Source organism: Nocardia thraciensis, assembly GCF_054782435.1.
In genome coordinates this window covers 19304-38539 of record NZ_BAAGSM010000026.1, presented here as the reverse complement: position 1 = coordinate 38539, position 19236 = coordinate 19304, and the positions used below count along the sequence as shown (strand labels likewise).

Annotated in this window: 21 protein-coding genes; 13 read left to right on the top strand and 8 right to left on the bottom strand. The window is 70.2% G+C overall.

Annotation, left to right across the window (positions count from 1 at the left end):
* Positions 1-131 precede the first annotated feature (131 nt).
* Positions 132-755: a TetR/AcrR family transcriptional regulator gene (locus ACYVLQ_RS16400; RefSeq protein WP_460698567.1), complete on the top strand. Its 624-nt coding sequence runs from the start codon at positions 132-134 to the stop codon at positions 753-755.
* Between the two features lie 4 nt (positions 756-759).
* Positions 760-1602 (top strand): ammonia-dependent NAD(+) synthetase, encoded by an 843-nt coding sequence (gene nadE, locus ACYVLQ_RS16395; protein ID WP_460698348.1) that lies wholly within the window; start codon positions 760-762, stop codon positions 1600-1602.
* 192 nt (positions 1603-1794) lie between these two features.
* Here the strand turns inward: nadE and ACYVLQ_RS16390 are convergent, their stop codons facing one another.
* From ACYVLQ_RS16390 to moaA, 4 genes are all read right to left on the bottom strand, one after another.
* Positions 1795-3036: an RNA polymerase sigma factor gene (locus ACYVLQ_RS16390; RefSeq protein WP_460698347.1), complete on the bottom strand. Its 1242-nt coding sequence runs from the start codon at positions 3034-3036 to the stop codon at positions 1795-1797.
* Positions 3037-3041: 5 nt separating this feature from the next.
* Positions 3042-3752 (bottom strand): YciI family protein, encoded by a 711-nt coding sequence (locus ACYVLQ_RS16385; protein ID WP_460698566.1) that lies wholly within the window; start codon positions 3750-3752, stop codon positions 3042-3044.
* Positions 3753-3846: 94 nt separating this feature from the next.
* Positions 3847-4089, bottom strand: coding sequence for a MoaD/ThiS family protein (locus ACYVLQ_RS16380; RefSeq protein ID WP_460698346.1), 243 nt, complete (start codon positions 4087-4089; stop codon positions 3847-3849).
* On the bottom strand, positions 4082-5140 hold the full coding sequence (gene moaA / locus ACYVLQ_RS16375) for a GTP 3',8-cyclase MoaA (RefSeq protein WP_460698345.1): 1059 nt from the start codon (positions 5138-5140) through the stop codon (positions 4082-4084). The genes ACYVLQ_RS16380 and moaA overlap by 8 nt, the downstream gene beginning before the upstream one ends.
* Positions 5141-5380: 240 nt before the next feature.
* On the opposite strand from moaA, the gene ACYVLQ_RS16370 reads away from it, so the two are divergent.
* The 5 genes from ACYVLQ_RS16370 to pucL all read left to right on the top strand — a co-directional run bounded on the left by ACYVLQ_RS16370 (position 5381) and on the right by pucL (position 9584).
* Positions 5381-6586 carry a molybdopterin molybdotransferase MoeA gene (locus ACYVLQ_RS16370; protein WP_460698344.1) on the top strand — a complete coding sequence of 402 codons (1206 nt, stop codon included), beginning with the start codon at positions 5381-5383 and terminating at the stop codon, positions 6584-6586.
* Positions 6583-7611 carry a bifunctional molybdenum cofactor biosynthesis protein MoaC/MoaB gene (gene moaCB, locus ACYVLQ_RS16365; RefSeq protein WP_460698343.1) on the top strand — a complete coding sequence of 343 codons (1029 nt, stop codon included), beginning with the start codon at positions 6583-6585 and terminating at the stop codon, positions 7609-7611. Before ACYVLQ_RS16370 ends, moaCB begins: the two co-directional genes overlap by 4 nt.
* Positions 7604-8029: a molybdenum cofactor biosynthesis protein MoaE gene (locus ACYVLQ_RS16360; protein ID WP_460698342.1), complete on the top strand. Its 426-nt coding sequence runs from the start codon at positions 7604-7606 to the stop codon at positions 8027-8029. Before moaCB ends, ACYVLQ_RS16360 begins: the two co-directional genes overlap by 8 nt.
* 45 nt (positions 8030-8074) lie before the next feature.
* On the top strand, positions 8075-8509 hold the full coding sequence (locus ACYVLQ_RS16355; RefSeq protein ID WP_460698341.1) for a Clp protease N-terminal domain-containing protein: 435 nt from the start codon (positions 8075-8077) through the stop codon (positions 8507-8509).
* 154 nt (positions 8510-8663) lie between these two features.
* Positions 8664-9584: a factor-independent urate hydroxylase gene (pucL, locus tag ACYVLQ_RS16350; RefSeq protein ID WP_460698340.1), complete on the top strand. Its 921-nt coding sequence runs from the start codon at positions 8664-8666 to the stop codon at positions 9582-9584.
* A 20-nt stretch (positions 9585-9604) separates the two neighbouring features.
* On the opposite strand, the gene ACYVLQ_RS16345 is transcribed toward pucL, so the two are convergent.
* The 4 genes from ACYVLQ_RS16345 to ACYVLQ_RS16330 all read right to left on the bottom strand — a co-directional run bounded on the left by ACYVLQ_RS16345 (position 9605) and on the right by ACYVLQ_RS16330 (position 14204).
* Positions 9605-10747, bottom strand: coding sequence for a CobW family GTP-binding protein (locus ACYVLQ_RS16345; RefSeq protein WP_460698339.1), 1143 nt, complete (start codon positions 10745-10747; stop codon positions 9605-9607).
* 41 nt (positions 10748-10788) lie between these two features.
* Positions 10789-11298: a DinB family protein gene (locus ACYVLQ_RS16340; protein ID WP_460698338.1), complete on the bottom strand. Its 510-nt coding sequence runs from the start codon at positions 11296-11298 to the stop codon at positions 10789-10791.
* Between the two features lie 429 nt (positions 11299-11727).
* On the bottom strand, positions 11728-13506 hold the full coding sequence (locus ACYVLQ_RS16335; protein ID WP_460698337.1) for an N-acetylmuramoyl-L-alanine amidase: 1779 nt from the start codon (positions 13504-13506) through the stop codon (positions 11728-11730).
* Between the two features lie 128 nt (positions 13507-13634).
* Positions 13635-14204 (bottom strand): sigma-70 family RNA polymerase sigma factor, encoded by a 570-nt coding sequence (locus tag ACYVLQ_RS16330; RefSeq protein WP_460698336.1) that lies wholly within the window; start codon positions 14202-14204, stop codon positions 13635-13637.
* A gap of 205 nt (positions 14205-14409) precedes the next feature.
* Here ACYVLQ_RS16330 and ACYVLQ_RS16325 point away from each other — a divergent pair, with 205 nt between their 5' ends.
* The 6 genes from ACYVLQ_RS16325 (at position 14410) to ACYVLQ_RS16300 (ending at position 19183) form a co-directional block, all read left to right on the top strand.
* Entirely contained in the window at positions 14410-14811 is a 402-nt protein-coding gene (locus tag ACYVLQ_RS16325; RefSeq protein ID WP_460698335.1) for a hypothetical protein, read from the top strand.
* A gap of 185 nt (positions 14812-14996) precedes the next feature.
* Positions 14997-16067 (top strand): galactose-1-phosphate uridylyltransferase, encoded by a 1071-nt coding sequence (gene galT / locus ACYVLQ_RS16320; protein WP_460698565.1) that lies wholly within the window; start codon positions 14997-14999, stop codon positions 16065-16067.
* Positions 16064-17182: a galactokinase gene (gene galK / locus ACYVLQ_RS16315; protein WP_460698334.1), complete on the top strand. Its 1119-nt coding sequence runs from the start codon at positions 16064-16066 to the stop codon at positions 17180-17182. The genes galT and galK overlap by 4 nt, the downstream gene beginning before the upstream one ends.
* 517 nt (positions 17183-17699) lie before the next feature.
* Positions 17700-17930: a DUF397 domain-containing protein gene (locus tag ACYVLQ_RS16310; protein WP_460698333.1), complete on the top strand. Its 231-nt coding sequence runs from the start codon at positions 17700-17702 to the stop codon at positions 17928-17930.
* Between the two features lie 39 nt (positions 17931-17969).
* Positions 17970-18719, top strand: coding sequence for an SDR family oxidoreductase (locus tag ACYVLQ_RS16305; RefSeq protein ID WP_460698332.1), 750 nt, complete (start codon positions 17970-17972; stop codon positions 18717-18719).
* A gap of 305 nt (positions 18720-19024) precedes the next feature.
* Positions 19025-19183: a hypothetical protein gene (locus tag ACYVLQ_RS16300; RefSeq protein ID WP_460698331.1), complete on the top strand. Its 159-nt coding sequence runs from the start codon at positions 19025-19027 to the stop codon at positions 19181-19183.
* The last annotated feature ends 53 nt before the right edge of the window (positions 19184-19236 follow it).

Here is a 19236-nt window from a genome sequence, read left to right as displayed (position 1 = left end):
AACCGGACCGCAGTCCGCTTTCATTCCCAGCCTTCGAGGTCACCGCTGTGAACCACGACACACACCCTCCCGCCGACGTGCACGCGCCGCAACCCGGTGACGCGCCGGCGGTCCTGCCGCTCGAGGCATCGATCCCGAGCCCGCCGCACACCCTGCCCGTCGCCGAGGAACACCTCGAGCGCAGCGACGCCGCCCGCAATCGGCAGCTGCTGCTGGACGCCGCCGAGCACCTGGTGCGCGAGCACGGCGCCGACGGCGTCACCATGGACGCGGTCGCCCGGCGCGCCGGTGTCGGCAAGGGGACGGTGTTCCGCCGGTTCGGCAACCGGGCCGGGCTGATGCTGGCGCTGCTGGACCAGTCCGAACGAAAACTGCAGGCCGCCTACATGTTCGGGCCGCCGCCGCTGGGCCCGGGCGCACCGGCGGTGGAGCGGCTGGTGGCGTTCGGGCGGGCGCGGCTGGCCGGGATCGAGGTCGAGGGCGAGATGCGCCGGGCCGCCGACGAATCCGGCCGCTACTCGGGAGCGCCCTACAACATCATGAAAACCCATGTGGCCCTGCTGCTCCGGCAGGCCCGCGCCCAGGGCGACATCCCGCTGCTGGCCGATTCGCTACTGGCGGGGCTGGACGCGGCCCTGGTACTGCACCAGACCCGGGTGCTGGGCTACTCCCCCGAGCAGATCGGCGACCACTGGGAGCGGCTGGTGCGCGCGATCGTCCCGGCGGCGCCCGCGTCGCGGCCGTCAGTAGAGTGACGGCATGGGGAACCTGCATGAACGCATTGTCGCCGAGTTGGGTGTGCGGCCGGTCATCGAGCCGAAGGTCGAGGTACGCCGCCGCGTCGACTTCCTCAAGGACTACCTGAAGACCACGCCCGCACAGGGTTTCGTGCTGGGGATCAGCGGCGGGCAGGATTCGACGCTGACCGGGCGGCTGTGCCAGCTGGCCGTCGAGGAGCTGCGCGCGGAGGGCCGGGCGGCCACCTTCGTGGCGGTGCGGCTGCCCTATGGCGTGCAGGCCGACGAGGCCGACGCTCAGATCGCGCTGGAGTTCATCCGGCCCGATCGCTCGATCGCGGTGAACGTCAAGCCGAGCGCCGACGCGGTAGCGGGCGAATCCGCGCAGGGGCTGCGCGAACTGCTCGCCGAACGGCCGCAGCTGCGGGACTTCGTGCGCGGCAACATCAAAGCCCGCGAGCGCATGGTCATCCAGTACTCGATCGCCGGGCAGCTCAATATGCTGGTGGCCGGCACCGACCACGCCGCCGAGGCGGTCACCGGCTTCTTCACCAAGTACGGCGACGGCGGCGTGGACGTCACGCCGCTGACCGGTCTGACCAAGCGCCAGGGCGCGGCGCTGCTGCAGGAATTGGGCGCCCCGCCGAGCGTGTGGGAGAAGGTCCCCACCGCAGACCTGGAGGACGAGCGCCCCGCGCTGCCGGACGAGACCGCCCTCGGCCTGAAGTACGCCCAGATCGACGACTACCTGGAGGGCAAGGACGTCTCCCCGGAGGTGGCCGACCGCATCGAGTCGATCTTCCACATGACCCGCCACAAGCGCGCGGTCCCGGTATCCCCGCTGGACACATGGTGGCGCGACTGAGCGAAACGCCGATGTCCGCATAGCGCGTGGTCCGGCCGACCTGCTGGCGGCCACCACTGCCGAACCGGCTCGCGTCCCTCCACTTCGACGTGGATTCCGACACTATCGCTGAGCTCACCGGTCGACCCCCGCAGTGGGCAGTGCCTGCGGGATCGGCGTGACCCGGTGCGTGGGAGCGGACTGCGGACGGCGTCAACCGGCTGCACCCGCCGACTCGACCTCCGCGAGGCGTCGACGCAGGAAACGCCGCGCCTGATCGTTACTCGCCAGCTCGATGGCCAGCCGATAGTGCGCGGCGGCGTCGGGATATCGCCCGGCGCGGCGCAGCAGGTCGGCGCGAGTGGATGCCACCAGGTTCGAACCGGCCAGGCGCGGATGGTCGGCGACCTCGTCGAGCGCCGCCAGGCCCCGGTCGAAGCCGTGCAGGAAGCCTACGGCGACAGCGCGATTCACCCGGACCGCCGGGGAATCGGTGTAGTGCAGCAGTTCGTCGTAGGCGGCGACGATCGACTTCCAGTCGGTCGCGGCCCAACTCGGTGCTACGGCGTGGGCGGCCGCGATTCGTGCCTGCGCCAGATACGGCCCGCTGCCACCCTGTTCGGACGCCGATACCAGGCAGCTCAGGCCCGCCCGGATCGCCGAGCGGTTCCAGCGGGTGCGGTCCTGGTCCTCCAGCGGCACCAGGGAACCGTCGGCCGCTCGCCGTCGCGCCCGCCTGCTGTCGTTCAGCAGCATGAGCGCGAGCAGTGACCGGGCCTCCGGTTCGTCCGGCAGCAGTCCGCACAGCAGGCGGCCGAGACGGATCGCCTCGTCGCACAGCTCGTCGCGCACCGCGGACAGACCGGAGGTCGCGAAGTAGCCCTCGCTGAACACCAGGTAGATGCACGAGAGCACGCCCGGAAGCCGTTGCGGCAGCAGGGGTCCCGGCGGCACTCGCAGCGGGATCCCGGCCTGCCGGATCTTCGTCTTGGCCCGGCTCAGCCGCTGCGCCACGGTGTGCTCGGGCTGCAGGAAGGCGCGGGCGATCTCCGCGGTCCGCAACCCGCACACCAGGCGCAGGGTCAGCGCCACCCGCGATTCGGGCGAGAGCGCGGGGTGGCAGCAGGTGAAGATCATCCGCAGCTGATCGTCGGCGATCGGTGTCACCTCCGGCTCCTCCCTCGGCGCGGTACTCATCTCGGCGACGTATTCTTTTGCGGCCCTGGATGATTCGCGGCGCAGCCGATCCAGCGCGCGGTTGCGGGCCGCGGTGGTGATCCAGGCGCCCGGATTCGCGGGCGGACCGGACGCGGGCCAGGTGCGCAGCGCGTCGGCGAAAGCCTCCTGGACCGCGTCCTCGGCGATGCCGATATCGCCGACCAGGCGGGCAACGGTGGCCATGGCCCGGCCGAATTCGGTCCGGTAGACCGCATCGATGTACTCGGCCGGGCCCATCGCGCTCAGCCGTCGAGGTCGACGATCCGACGTACCTCGGCCCGGCCCGTGGGGCCCAGCGGGATCTGTGCCGCGTACTCGAGCGCCGGGGCCCGGTCGGGTGCGGACAGGATGTAGAACCCGTCGACCACCTCGGCGGACTCGGCGAACGGACCGTCGCTGAGCAGCAGGTCGCCGTCGCGGACCCGCACGGTGGTGGCAGTGGACGGCGGCTGCAGCGCCCCGCCGCCGCGGACGGCCGCGCCGACCTGCTCGGCGAACCGCCGGTGTTCCACGATCGCCGCATCCCAGGCGGGCGTGCCCGGCTCGATCACGGCCTCGGGCTTCTCCCACAGCAGTGCGAGCCAGCCGTCGGAGCCCAGATCCTTCGGCGGGTCCCACTGCACCATCGGCCGGACCTCGACCGCGCCCTGCTCCGCCGCGGGCAGCTGCCGGGCGAGCTGAATCGCCTCGTCCAGATGCTCGCAGTCGAAGACATCGAAACCGCCGACGACCTCGGCCTGCTCGGCGAACGGCCCATCGGAGATCAGCGTCTGCCCACCGGACCGCCGCACATGTGTGGCGGTCTCCGACGGGAACAGCGCGGCGCCACCGGCGATCGCGCTGCCCGCCCGCTCCTCGAACTCCGCATAGCGCGCGACCTCGGCGTCGAACTCGGGGGTGCCCGGTTCCACACTCCCGTCCTCACGCCCGAACAAAAGCGCCAGGTAGTACATGCCGTCATCCTTCCTCATCACGGAGGAGTTCGGTACTCCCCTCACCGAGACGACGAACGACCGACGAGTTCTTCTACATCGGTCCGGATTTTTCTCAGCCGCCCGCGAAGGGCGGGAGGACGTCCACGCGCGCGGTGAGGGGCATGGACTCGTCGCGGGTGAGTTCGTCGTCGAGGAGGAAGGCGCAGACCTTCAGCATGGGCTCGAGGTCGGGGCCGTAGGCGGCGGCCAGGGTGCGGCGCAGGTCGCCGACCGTCGCCTCGGCGGACAGGTCCAGGCGCTCGCTGCTCTTGCCGACCGCATCGGCGATCGCCGCGAAATAGCGGACCTCAACCACCGATGGCTCCCATCGTGCGCTCCGGCGGCACGAACCCCTCGGCGTCGATGCCGTGCCCGGCCCACTTGTGCCACATCGCGCCGCGCCACAGCGTGGCGATCTCGTCGTCGCTCGCGCCCGAGCGCAGCGCCGAACGCACATCGTATTCCTGGTCGCTGAACAGGCACGAGCGGATCCGGCCGTCGGCGGTCAGGCGGGTGCGGTCGCAATCGCCGCAGAACTTGCGGGTCACCGAGGCGATGATGCCGACCTTCGCCGGGCCGCCGTCCACCAGCCAGTTCTCCGCCGGGGCGGCCGGATCGGGGCGGCCGATCTCGGTCAGGGTGAACCGGCTGCGCAGCGCGTCCAGCAGTTCGGCGGCGGTGATCATACTGGCGCGCGCCCATTCGTGATCGGCGTCCAGCGGCATCTCCTCGATGAACCGCAGCTCGCACCCCTCGTCCAGGCACCACTGCAGCAGATCCGCCGCGCCGGAAAGGGTTTCGCGCATCAGCACGGCGTTCACCTTCACCGGGGCCAGGCCCTCGCGCTGGGCCGCGCGGATGCCCGACAGCACCGAGTCGAGCCGATCGCGGCGGGTCAGGCGGGCGAAGCCGGTGCGGTCGACGGTATCGAGCGAGACGTTGACCCGACCCAGACCGGCCGCGACGAGCGCCCGCGCGCGATGCTCGAGGCCGACGCCGTTGGTGGTCATGGCCAGCGGAGTGTCGGGGACCACCGCGTGACATCCGGCGATGACGTGTTCGAGGTCGCGGCGCATCAGCGGCTCGCCGCCGGTGAAGCGGACCTCCCGCACCCCCAGCTCGCGTACCGACAGAGCCACCAGCCGCACGATCTCCTCTGCCGACAGCAGTTCGTCGGCGGGGATGGCGGGCAGGCCCTCCTCCGGCATGCAGTAGGTGCAGCGCAGTGAGCACTTCTCGGTGATCGAAACCCGCAGGTCCCGGGCCACGCGGCCGAACCTGTCGACAAGCAGCGGCGTGTCGGGCCGTCCCTCCAGCGTGGGCTGCCCGCCCCGCACGGCGGGAATCCCCATGAGAACAACCGTCACGCGACCATTATGGCCGCCATTCTCATCTCACGCCCGCACGGTGGCGGGCTGTGAGACCGTGCGCCGTCGTCGTCCCTGCACAGCGCTGGACGATTCGAGGAACCCGCACGCGGATGTTTCGGACATGCTTCGGAGGAACGTACGAACCGATACCGAAATCCGCCGGGACTAGGCTGGCGCCGTGAGCGAGCTTGCCAGCAACACAGCGCATGGCGGACCCGACCCGGGCGAGGCGCAGGCATGAGTGCCCAGCCCGCGACCGCGTCGGCCCGGTCCGTCGAGGAGCACCGCGACCGTGTCGAACAGTTGCTGCGGCCGCTCGCGGTCCGCGATATCGAGGATGCGGGCATGGGCGAGGCCCTCGGGCGGCTGCTGGCCGAGGAGGTGCGGGCGCCGGTCGATCTGCCGGTGTTCCGCAACTCGGGCATGGACGGCTACGCGGTGCGGGCCGAGTCGGTGTCCGTGACACCCGTGACGCTGCCGCTGGCCGGTGTCGTGGCCGCCGGTCAGCCGGGGCAGGCGCCGCTGCCGCCCGGCACCGCGGTGAAGGTGATGACCGGCGCGCCGATCCCGCCGGGGGCGGATTGCGTGGTGCCGGTGGAGGACACCCGCGCGGGCGACGGCGCGGTCACCATCGAACGTGGCCGCACGGCAGGCGATTTCGTACGCGAGCCGGGCACCGATGTGCGCGCCGGGGATCTGCTGGTGCCCGCCGGAACCCTGCTGGCACCCCGGCATATCGCGGCGCTGGCGGCGGTCGGACTGCCCGCGCTGCCGGTATTCCGACGAGTGCGCGCCGCGGTACTCACCACCGGTGACGAACTCGTCCCGGCGGGGGAAACGTTGCGGCCCGGGCAGATCTACAACTCCAACGGGATCGCCCTGGGCGCTGCGCTGGCCGCCAACGGGGTCGAGGTGGTCTCGGTCGAACACAGCCGCGACGATCCGGCCGAGTTCCGGCGCGCGCTCGGTCAGGCGGCCGGGTCCGCGGATGTCGTGTTCACCTCCGGCGGGGTGTCCAAGGGCGACTTCGAGGTGGTGAAGGACGTCTTGTCCGGCGCCGGTGGGGAGTTCGGCGCGGTCGCCGTGCAACCCGGTGGGCCGCAAGGGCTGTCGGTGGTCGACGGCGTGCCGGTGCTGAGCTTCCCCGGCAATCCGGTCAGCACCATGGTGTCGTTCGAGGTCTTCGCCCGGCCGGTGCTGCGGGTGCTCGGCGGACTGCCTCCTGTGACGAAAGTTGATGCGCCACTACTGGATTCGGTGCGATCACCGGCCGGTCGACGGCAGTTCCTGCGCGGGCGGCTGGAGCCGGACGGGATCGCGCAGGTCTCCGGGCCCGGTTCACACCTGATCGCGGCCATGGCACACGCCGATGTGCTGATCGACATACCCTCGGAGGTGACCGAGCTGGCGGCGGGATCGATTGTGAAAGTCTGGGAACTATGAGCGAGGGCACCCCCGCCGACCCGGCCCTGTCCCATGTGGATTCCGAGGGCCGCGCGCGCATGGTCGATGTGAGCGCCAAATCCGATACCGTCCGGGTCGCGGTCGCCGCGGGCGAGCTGCGGACCACGGCGGAGGTGGTGAAGCTCGTGCAGGCCGACGATATGCCGAAGGCCGACGTGCTGGCCACCGCGCGCATCGCCGGGATCGCGGGCGCCAAGAAGACCTCCGAACTGATCCCGCTGTGCCATCAGCTCGCACTGTCGTCGGTGGACGTGCACTTCGCCTTCACCGCCGACACGATCACCCTCGAGGCGACCGCAAAAACCAAGGGCCCCACCGGCGTGGAGATGGAGGCCCTCACCGCCGTAGCCGTCGCCGGGCTCACCTTGCACGACATGGTGAAGGCGGTGGATCCGGCGGCCGTCCTCAACGGCGTGCGACTGCTGACGAAAGACGGTGGTAAGCGCGGACATTGGGAACGATCCGCGGCCGACTCGCCCGGAGGGACGGGGGGTGGACCGCGGTCGACCCCGGCAGGAGCCGGCGAGGGTGCGCGGTCGGCCGTGGTGGTCGTCGCATCGACCGGTGCGGCGGCGGGGACGCGGGTCGACAAAACGGGCCCGGTTCTGGTGGATTGGCTTGCGGGACAGGGATTTTCGGTGCGCGGACCGCTGGTGTACGCGGATGCCGACATCGCGGCGGGCCTCACGGACGCGCTCAGCGGACAGCCGGGCCTGGTCATCACCACCGGCGGCACCGGCGCCTCCCCCACCGATGGCACCCCCGAGGCGACACTGGCGGTGCTGGACCGCGAGCTGCCCGGCATCGCCGAGGCCATCCGGCTGGCCGGGACGGCGACCTTCCCACTGGCGGCCCTGAGCCGCGGCGTCGCGGGGCTGGCTGACCGATCGGTCCTGATCAACCTGCCCGGCTCACCCGGCGGGGTGCGCGACGGGATCGCAGTGCTGGAACCGCTTCTGGATCATCTGCTGGCCCAGGTGGCCGGAGGAGGCAGCCATGACTGACGCCGTAGGGCTCACCGGGATCCGCGATCGGCCGCTGGACCCGTCCGAGGTGGAGCAGTCCGTCACCGGACCCGCCTACGGCGCCGTCGTGGTGTTCACCGGCAAGGTACGCAATCATGATGGCGGCCAAGCGGTTTCGGCATTGGAGTATTCCGCGCACCCGCAGGCGGAGGTGTTTCTGCGGCGGGTCTGCGCCGAGGTGTCCGCCGCGGCGGGCCTGCCGGTCGCCGCCGTGCACCGGGTCGGACCGCTCACCGTCGGCGATCTCGCCATCGCCGTCGCGGTCGCCGCGCCGCATCGCGCCGAGGCCTTCGTCACCTGCTCGGAGCTGGTGAACCGGATCAAGCACGAGGTCCCGATCTGGAAGCGTCAGCTGTTCGCCGACGGCATGTCCGAATGGGTCAATGCCTGCGGATAAGTGAAAACGGTTGTCCGGAAGGCGCTCCGACACAATGATCAGCAGATGGAGACCCCGGACGCGACCCTCACCCTGACCCCGCGCACCAACTGGATATTCGGTTACGCGCAGGCGGTGGCGCGGGAGCGGGCGCACGAGCATATCGGCCCGGAACACCTGCAGCTGGCGATCCTCGACGATCCGGATGCCGTACCCACACAGACACTCCGCCGCCTCGGCGCCGAACCCCGAGACCTCGCCGAGGCCCTGGGCGAGGCGATGCGGTCGGCCGACTACGAGCCCGCGGCGATGCGGCACCGGATCGTGGGCGCCGCGGGCGATATCGCCCGGCGCCTGGGCCACGACTTCATCGGCGCCGAACACCTGCAGCTGGCGCTGCTGCGCCAGCGCGACAGCCTGGCCAGCCGCACGCTCGCCGCCGGCGTCCGGCTGGAGGAGTTCGAGGAATCGCTCACGGAGACGATGCGGGCCTACACGTAGCCCGAAGGGCGCCTCGCGGGCCGTGACGATCGACACAGGCCGGACGCCCGAACAGCAACAGCCCGGTAACCGGGGACCGTCCGGGATAGGCCACAGTGAAGGAGAAGCAGTCCCGCGACCTGGTGTGGATGTCCCGCACGACAGAGGAGTGACCATGACCGATATGACCGGCAAGATCGTCCTCGGATCGAATCAGTACGGCAAAGCCGAGAACCGCGTGGTGCGCATCTACCGCGACACCGCGCGACACGAGATCCGCGACCTGAACGTGTCCTGCTGCCTGCGGGGCGAGTTCGAGGCCGCGCACGTGAGCGGCGATCAGGGCACCGTCCTCCCGACCGACACCCAGAAGCAGACCGTCTACGCCTATGCGAAGACCCACGGGTCGGGCAGCATCGAGGACTACGGCCTCGCCCTGGCGCGGCATTTCGTCGGCGATGTCGAGCCGGTGCATTCGGCGCGGATCGAGATCGAGGAGTACGCCTGGGAGCGCGCCGAGGCCGATGGCGCGCCACACGACCACACCTGGACGCGTCGCGGGCCGGAGGTGCGCACGGCGGCGATCACGGTGCAGGGCGGCGGTTCTCGGCGTCGCGAGTGGGTGATCGGCGGGGTCGAGGATCTGGTGATCCTCAAGTCGACCGGGTCGGAGTTCGCGGGATTTCTCACCGACGAGTTCACGGTGCTGGAGCCGACCCACGACCGGGTGATGGCAACCAGTCTCGTCGCGCGCTGGCGGTTCGCCGCGCCCCCCGCGGACTGGGATGCCACCTACGCGGGCATCAAGGCGGTGCTCATCGAGCGCTTCGCGGTCCTGCGGTCGAAAGCGTTGCAGCAGACGCTGTTCGATATGGGCCGCTCCGCGCTCGAGGCGTATCCGTGCCTGGCCGAGATCCGCCTGTCCGCACCCAACAAGCACCACTTCTCCTACGACCTCGGCCGATTCGGCCTAGACAACGCGGGCGAGGTATTCCACGCCGACGACCGCCCCTACGGCCTCATCCAGGCATCGGTACACCGCGAGGACGCCCCGGACCCCGGAATCGCCTGGGACCCCTACACCGGCGCGGTATAGGCGGCGCCGTCGAAGCTCGCTCACTGGTCGAGTTCGTCGACCTCGTCGAATTCCTCGAAGGGGTCGAGTTCGACGAGATCGTCCGGGTCCTCGACGGCGTCCTTGATCTCACGGGGCACGTAGCGCCAGACCGGGAGTAGTGCCTGTTCATCGAGGGGTTCCGCGGCCGTGTGGACGGTATCGTGCAGACGCGCGGTGGTGGCGGCGGCGTCCATGCCGGACCCGATCAGCACCAAACGGGTTTCACGGTCCTCGGCGCGCTCCCAGGCCGCCGGTTCGAACACCACGTGGCGGCCGACCACGTGCAGCAAGAACTTCCGCTGTTCCCCACGCACCCCGAAAGCGGTGCGGCCCTTGGCCCGGAACAGACCCGGCGGCGGATCCTCGAGGAATCCGACCAGGCGGCGCGGGTCGAGGTCGTCGGCGCTGACGAAGGACACGCTGTCGTAGTCGTCGTGCAGGTGCCGGTGCCCGTCGCCGTCGTGATGGTCGTGGTCGTCCAGCAGCTCGTCGAAGCTGAGCTGTTCGGCGACCGGCGCACGCGACCGCGGCGGATCGAACAGCAGGCTCGGGTCGATCCGGCCGTGGCTGGTGGCGTGCACCGGTACGCCGCCCACCAGCTCGCCGATCTCCCGCCGCAGCCGCGTCACCTGCTCCGCGGGCACGCGGTCGGCCTTGTTCAGCACCACCAGGTCGGCCAGTCCCAGGTGGCTGGCCAGCTCCGGATGCCGGGCCCGGCTGTCGTCGAAGTGCTCGGCGTCGACGACCTCGATCAGGCCGCCGTAGCGGATGCGCGGGTTGTCGCTGCCGAGCACCATGCGGATCAGGTTCCGCGGTTCGGCCAGCCCGCTGGCCTCGACCACGATCACATCGATCCGGTTGCGCGGCTCCGCCAGCCGCGCGAACAGCCCGTCGAGTTCGTCGACGTCGACCGCGCAGCACACGCAGCCGTTGCCGAGTGACACCATCGCGTCGACCTGCCCCGCGACCAGCATCGCGTCGATATTGACGGCCCCGAAGTCGTTGACCACCACGCCGATTCGCGCCCGCCGCTGCCGCAGCAGGCGATTGAGCATCGTCGTCTTCCCCGCTCCCAGATAACCGGCCACGACCAGGACAGGGATGCGCCGGTCCACCCGGCCGAGATCGTCCGCTGCGCGCATTCCGGCCATAGTAGCGATCGGCCCCGCGTCGCCCGCAGGGTCTATGCGCCGGTCCGGCCGTCGATCCGCTCCCGGATGAGGTCGGCGTGCCCGTTGTGCCGAGCGTATTCCTCGATCATGTGTACGAGGATCCAGCGCAGGCTGTAGCGATCGCCGGTCGCCTCGTGCACACCGACGGTGTCGAGCGACTCGACGGCGGCGACGATCGCGCGGGACCGGTCACAGACACTGCGCCACAACCGAAGCGATTCGTCGACATCCGCGCCGTCGACGTCGAAGTCGGCGCCGTCCGGGGCGTCGTGCCAGTACCGGAACGGGGCATCCCCGCCGGACAGGATGCGGTCGAACCAGCCTAGTTCTACATCGGTCAGATGGCGGACGAGACCGAGCAGCGACAGCGCCGACGGCTCCACGGCCCGCAGGCGAAGCTGGTCGGCGGTGAGTCCGGCACACTTCCGGGCCAACGTTTCTCGCTGCAAATCCAGAACGCCGGTGAGCGTCTCCCGTTCCCCGGCGAGCTGATGTGCCTCGGTCTGTTGCGTCGACTCCACTCGTTCATGATGCCGGGTGCCTTCGAGTGCGCGTGTGTGTAGCGTTGCGGGCGAGGTCCAGGAGAAAATCGGATTCCGCCCCATCACAATGGGATCGACGATCGCGGCGAGCTGATCCACCTCGTTCGCGAGCCGGGCGTCGGCCATCCCGGGGCTCGACGGCAAGCGCGCTCGCCCCTATGGGAGAGCGGGCGCTGTGCGCGACGCGAACTCGGTGCACTCAGACCGACGAGCGATCACTACTTGGCTCGCTGGCACCGGCGGCTCTGGCTACCGGCTCGAGACCTGGGAGCCCGGCGTGGTCTGACTGCCCGAAACGCCCTGGCTACCCGAAACGCTCCGAGTGCCCGGAGTGCTCTGGGTGCCCGGAGTGCCCCGACCACCCGGGTGATCCTGGCCGCCCGGAACGCTCTGGCCGCCCGGAGTGTTCTAGGTGCCCGGAACGCTCCGAGTCCCCGGAGTGCTCTGGGTGCCCGGGGTGCTCTGGGTGCCCGGAGTGCTGCGACCACCCGGGAGGTCCTGGCCGCCCGGGTAACCCTGGCTGTTCTGGCTGCTCGGGTCGCCTGAGGTGCCAGGGCCCATCAGGGTGGAGACCAGGGTGTAGGCCAGGTTGATCAACTGGGAGTTGACCGTCGCGTCCTCCATGCCCAGCGACTCGGCCAGCGGGAGCAGCAGTTGCATCGCGGTGGTGACGAGTGTGCTCGCCGACGAATCGGTGCCCGCCTGGCCCGGCAGCGATCCGCCGGTGGACGGGCCGGCGCCCATCGGGGAGGTGGCTCCCGGAGCGGTGCCGGAGTATCCGGACGTGCCGGGGGTGGAGGCATTCGGCGCCGTGTACGTGTTCGGCGTGGGCGAACTCGGTGCCGTGCCCGGCGTGTAGGCCCCGAGGGAGTTCGGGCCCGCGCCCGTCCCGCCGGGCGTGATCCGACCGGTCCCGTCCGGCAGCGGCTGCTCCGCCGCACCCGGCAGCGTCTGCGCCTGCCCACCGGGTACCGCCTGCCCCGCGCCGCCCGGCAGCGTCTGACCCGCCCCACCAGGCACAGCTTGCCCATCTGGCGACGCCGACCCCGCCGCACCAGGCGTGGACGCACCGCCGGGCAACGTCTGGCCTGTCGCACCGGATGTCGTCTGTCCACCGGGCAACGGCTGCCCCGGGTCGCCGGGTATGCCTTGACCACCAGGCAGGGGCTGCCCCGCCGTACCGGGCAACGACTGCGCTGTCTCGCCTTGCCCGCCGGTCGATGCCGACCCCGGTGGTTCGCCCGGCGCGTTCCCGCCCTGTGCCGAGACGTCCGGGACCCCGGGCGCCTGCGGCGCGGAGGCATGCGGCGCGCCTCCGGGCAGCGAATTCCCCTGTCCTGGAACGGTATCGGCCGCGGCACGTCCGTCGGCCGAACCGGACGGCAGGGGCGAGCCGCCGACTCCCAGCAGGTACCCGGCCAGGCCGGTGGCGATGGCGACCGCGTGCTTGAGCTGCCCCTCCTTGGATTCGAGCAGCGCGGCATCGTCGGCGTTGGCGCCGTTGCCCATCTCCAGGAACACGTCCGGCACCTGGGTCAGCGCGGGCCCGGCGATATCGGCGCGGGTCTGCAGGCCGTCGACCGCGCCGCCGTAGGTGGCGGGCGAGAACCCGCCCTGCACATAGGCGTCGCGGACCACTGTGGTCGCCGACAGCCCCGCCCCCGACTGCACCTGGTTGGCCTTGGGATCGGGAATCGGCAACTCCGGCACGATCAGATGGAAACCGCGGTTCTGCGCGGGCGCGCCATCGGCGTGGATGCTGATCGCGACATCGGCCCCGGATCGGTTGGCCGCCGCCGCGCGCTCGTCGACACAGCCGCCCCACCCCGTATCGTCCTGACGGCTGAGCACCACCCGGGCACCCATCGCCTCCAGCGACTGCCTGACAAGCTGCGAGACATTCCACGCGATGGTGTGTTCGGGCACGCCGTTGATGGTGGTCATGCCCGACGTCTGACACTCCTTGGTGCCGCCGCGGCCGTTGGCGACCGGGCGCAGGAGGTCCTCGGTGTGATTGGGCCCCTGGTGACCCGGATCCAGGAACACCGTCTTACCGGTGAGCTTGGTCGACATGTCCGGGTCGGTCGGGGTGGCGACTGCGACCGCCGGGAGAAACCCGGCGGATGGTGCGAGCGCCGCGGCCGTGACGGCGAGGCTGAGACCGGCCTTGACGATGCTTGGCTTCATGTTCGGACGGCGCTCCCAAGACAAGGAACGCCCCTCCCTTCCCACTAGTAACACCAAACCCAGTGGTTCACTCTTGCAACGGGAATCTCATCACGCAAGCACAGTTATCGAACCGTTACCCCGAGTCGTCAGGCCCCACGCGGCAATTGACGCAGTGACCGCAGCGCATAATGCACGCGCGTCTTGACGGTACCGATCGGCACGCCCAGATCCTCAGCAACATCCCGGTAAGCACGGTCGCGCAGGATCACCTGGACGACCGCGTCCCGCTGCGGATCGGGCAGCCGTTGCAGTAACTCGGTGACCAGCAGCCCATCGGCCAGCGTGTCGGTGAAATCCGGCCGGGCGAAGCGCGGGTCGAGCATCTCCCCGAGGTCGTCCCAGCTGGTCTCGGCCGGACGCACGGCGCGCATGCGGCCGATGTCGGTGAGGACATTGCGCTCGATCGACAACAGCCAGGTACGCACGCTGCCCCGGTCCGGGTCGTAGGTGGCGCAGCTGCGCCAAGCCCGCAGCAGCGTCTCCTGCACAGCGTGCTCCGCCAGCCCGGTATCCCCGAGCCGCCGCGCCGCCCGCCAGTGCAGCAGCCCCTGATCGGAGGCGAGCACCGCGGCCAGTCCGGCCTGGGTGCACAGTCGCGCGCACCGGGCGCGGCATGCGGTATCGCGGGTGTGGGGGATAGCTCGGGGGCCTCTCATGCCAGGAATATCGCGAGAAGTCCCCGGAACGGCATCGTCGGCGGCACACCAATTTCCGCGAAGTTGGTGCATGACCACAAATCTCACCGAATCGACCAACCGGTACGTGGAACTCTGATAGACCGGACCCCCGGAGGACACGGGGATCTTCCGAGGGCTGCCCGTACCGACCGGCGGCCCGGACATGAGCTCGAGGAGGACCGCCGTGCGTGGACGCACGTTTGTGATCGCGGGCGCCGTGGCGTCCGCGGCGACCATGCTCGGATCCGGCATGGCCGCCGCCCAACCGGCGACGGCCATGCCCGGTGACGGGCTGTACCGGGTGGGTATCGATATCCTGCCCGGCATCTATCAGGCGCCGGGTACGCCGGATCCCGCCCACGGCTGCTTCTGGCAGCGCCTGCGGAAGGTGCCGGAACCGGGCGACGCCGACCCGAACCAGTTCGCCATCGCCAGCGACCACACCAAGGTCAGCCCGGTCCGGGTATTGATCAAGGCGGGCGACGTCGCGTTCCAGGCCACCAACTGCGGCCCCTGGGTGATGATGCCCGCGCCGCCGCCGACCGGCTCCTACGGTCCCGGCGGCTCGTTCGGCAGCGAGTACTGAGTTCACCGCGGCGCCGCGACCCGCGGCGCCGCGGTCCCCGATTCACCCGATGTGAGCGCTCACACTGATCCGGTGTACTGTCCGGCTGAGTCTGTCGCGCATCCATCGGAGGTTGTCATGGCGCCGCCGCCACCCGACCGCACGCCCACCCGGGTCCGGGCGCGGTGATCACCACCCGACGGGAGCTGGCGGACGGCCGAGAGATCCTGTACTTCGATGAGGATCCGGGCGTCCCGCACACCGCGACCGACACCCGCGATCTGCCGCACACCACCACCCACTCCCAGCGCCGGTTCGATCCCCTGCTGGGCGAATGGGTCGTGATCGCCTCGCACCGACAGACCCGGACCTTCCTCCCGCCCGCGGATCTGTGCCCGCTGTGCCCGTCCACCCCGGATCGATCCACCGAGATTCCCGAATCCGACTATCAGGTGGCGGTTTTCGAGAATCGCTTCCCGTCGCTGTCCACCGGCAGCGCGGAACTGCCAGCGACCGTGGAGGATTCGCCGCTGACACCGCTGCGCGACGGCTACGGCCGCTGTGAGGTGGTGTGTTTCACCAGCGTGCACGACAGTTCGTTCGCGCGGCTGGACCGACGCCGGGCGCGGCTGGTCGTCGACGTGTGGGCGCACCGCACCGCCGAACTCGCCGACCGGAACGGCGTGGGCCAGGTTTTCTGCTTCGAGAATCACGGCGAGGAGATCGGGGTGACGCTGTCGCATCCGCACGGGCAGATCTACGCCTACCCGTTCGTGACGCCGCGCGTCGCCAAGATCTCGGAGAATGTGGCGCGGTACCGGAACTCGCACGGCGGCAACCTGTTCGGCGACCTCCTGGCCGCCGAGCGAACGTCCGGTGTGCGCGTGGTCGCCGCCAACGAGGAGTGGACGGCCTACGTCCCGCCGTTCGCGCGCTGGCCGTACGAGGTCCAGCTGTATCCGCACCGGCGGGTCACCGACCTCCCCGAACTCGACGACGCGCAGCGCGACGGCTTCGCGGAGCTGTATCTGGATGTGCTGCAACGGTTCGCACACCGCTTCGACACCCCGATGCCCTACATCGCGGCCTGGAACCAGGCGCCGACCCCGAAATCCGGTGTGCCACGCGAGGATTGGTGGCTGCACCTGCAACTGTTCTCGATCCGCCGCGCGGCCGGGAAACTGAAGTACCTGGCCGGGTCGGAATCCGGCATGAACGTCTTCATCAGCGATACCACCCCGGAGACGGTGGCGGCCGAATTGCGGGAGGTGCGGTGACCGCGAGCGGATCGCCGGCGCGACAAGGAGTCTGGGCCGCGCCCGGCCGGGTCAACATCATCGGCGAGCACACCGACTACAACGACGGCTACGCACTGCCGATCGCCCTGCCGCAGGCGGTCACCTGCACGGCTGCCACCGGCGCCGACGGCCGCGTCCGGGTGACCTCGCGCCAGCATCCCGGCGAGGTGACGGTCGAACCGATCGCCGGACTCGCCACGTCGTCCGCCGAAGGCTGGGTCCGCTACCCGCTCGGCGTCGTCCACGAATACCTCCGGCGCGGGCACGAGATCCCGGGGGTCGTCCTGGACCTGGACGGCGCGGTGCCGGTCGGCGCCGGGCTGTCGTCCTCGGCGGCGGTGGAGTGCTCGGTGGCGATCGCGCTGCGCGACCTGTTCACGCTGCCGGTGACCGACGCAGAACTCATAGATATCGGCCGGGCGGCGGAGAACTCCTATGTCGGCGCCGCCACCGGCACACTGGATCAGTCCGCCTCGGTGCTGTGCACGGCCGGGCACGCGCTGTTCCTCGACTTCGGCAAGGGCGAGCACGCGCAGGTTCCGTTCGACCTGACCGCGACCGGGCTGGAGTTGCTGGTGGTCGACACGAACACGCCCCACCAACTGATCGACGGCGGTTACGGCAAGCGGCGCACCGAATGCGAACAGGCCGCGGCGGCGCTCGGTGTGCGGTCGCTGCGCGAGGTCACCGAGGCCGCGGAGGTGGAGCGCATCACCGACCCGGTGCTACGCCGGCGCGCCTGCCACATCGTCACCGAGAACGCCCGGGTGCTGGCGGTGGTCGCGGCGCTGCGCGACGGTGGAGATCCGCGCGAGATCGGGCCGACCCTGACCGCCGGGCACACCTCGCTGCGCGACGACTTCGAGATCTCCACCCCGCAACTCGACGCCGCGGTCGAGACCGCGCTGACCGCGGGCGCGCACGGCGCGCGCATGGTGGGCGGCGGATTCGGCGGCAGCATCATCGCCCTGACCGAGGCCGACGACACCGAACAGGTAGCCGCCGCGATAGCGAAACGGTTCCGCACGGCCGGTTTCGCCGAGCCGCGCACGTTCGTCGCGGTGCCGTCGGACGGTGCGCGCCGGACGTCCTGAAAACCCGAATTCGCGGTATTCCCGGTGTCGTTCTGTGTCGCGACAGAGGAATTGGTCTGCGAATCCAGCGAATTCCCGAGAATCTTCTGCACGATCAGATGCAACAACACCTGTGCGTGCAGAACGCCCCGGGACCGGCCTCCGCCCGACCGTTGGCAAACGGCAGTCGCTTCGATGGAACAGCTCTGACGTCGCACTATGTGACCGGCCGCCGAGCACTGGCATCCTTCCCGCAACCATATTGGCGCGGAGCGACCCCGGCAAACACCCCGGAACGCGCCCCCACCTGCTGTGTCGTGAACCTGCGAATTCGGCGAATACCCTACAGCTATCCGAATTCAGAACGTACGGTGAGGACGCGATTAGCTCGACTGCCAATGGTTACTCAGTTCTTGCGCCAGTTGAGCCAGGGGGATCGAGGCCGCTGCCACCTGGGCGACCGGCCTCTGTCGGCTAGGCAATGTCGCCACGCACATCGCAACCAGCGCATATCGAAAACCCTGTCTTGGAGGTAGTCATGACCGAGTCGGACGCGGCCCGCATCGCCGCGCTGCCCGCGACCAGTTGGCGCAAGTCCAGTTTCAGCGGACCGGACGGCAACTGCGTGGAGTGCGCACCGTTGCCCGACACCACGGTGGCCGTCCGCAACAGCAACCGGCCGGAGGCGGGCGCCCTGGTGTTCACCCGTGCCGAACTCGCCGCGTGGATCCAAGGATGCCGCGCCGGAGAATTCGACGACCTGATGTAGTCGCGATCGGTCGTGCATCCGCCCGATTAGGGTGGGCGCATGACCAGGCGCAGGATCCTCATTACCGGAGCGAGTTCGGGACTCGGCGCGGGTATGGCCCGCGAATTCGCGAAGCAAGGACGCGATCTCGCGCTCTGCGCGCGCCGGGTCGGCAATCTCGAGCAGTTGCGCGACGAACTGCTCGCGGCGCGCCCCGGTATCACCGTCGCCGTCCGCGCACTCGATGTCGACGACCACGCCGCGGTGCCGGTCGTATTCGCCGAACTCCGCGACGAGCTCGGCGGGCTGGACCGGGTCGTAGTCAATGCGGGCCTGGGCAAGGGCGCGGTGCTCGGCACCGGTCGGGCCGACGCCAATATCGCGACTGCCACCACCAATTTCGTCAGCGCGCTCGCGCAGGCCGAGGCGGCCCTGCGGATCTTCCGGGAGCAGAACTCCGGGCATCTGGTGCTGATCTCCTCGATGAGCGCCGTGCGCGGCCTGCCCGGGAAGAAGGCCGCCTACTCCGCCAGCAAGGCCGGGCTCACCGCGCTCGGCGAGGGTTTGGCGACCGAGCTGCGCCGCGGACCGATCGCCGTGACCACCGTGCAGCCCGGATTCATCGCCACCGATATGGCGGCCAAGGCCGGCGACGCCAAGCTGGTTACGCCGATGGACAAGGGCGTCGCGTCGATGGTGGCCGCGATCGAGCGCGAGCCGGTGCGCGCGTGCGTACCGCAATGGCCTTGGCGCGCATTGAATCTCGCGCTCCCCCTGTTGCCCCGCACAATCATCGCGCGGCTCGGTTGAGCTGTGCGCCAAAACGGGCGCGGGCGCAAAATCGGATGCGGTGCTGAAGTGGCCGGGCGTCGTGGCGCTCGCGATCACCGCGCTGCTGATCGTGCTCGCGATGCCGCTGACCGGCGCCCGGCTCAGCGACGTCCACCCTACGGCGCTGCCCGCGGGAAATCCGATGCGCGCCACCGCGGACGCCGGTCCACACCGGAGTCGTCAAGACCGCCCGTGTAATCACCGCCGCGGCAACGCTTCTCGTGGTCGTCACCGGCGCCTTCACGCTGTCGCCGCTGACTCCGATGTAGTTTCTCGGGCTCGGCATGATCATCGCGCTGGTCATCGACGCCACGCTGGTGCGCATGCTGCTGGTGTCCGCGCTGGTGCAGCTCATGGGCCCGGCGACTGGTGGCCGGGCGGGCCACGAGTGGTCTCCGCGACCGTCACCGAGACCGCCGTACGCGAGCACTTCCCCGTCGTGAACCGTCCGTGGCCGCCACCCGATACCCCGGTCCATTACCCGGCAGGTAATCGA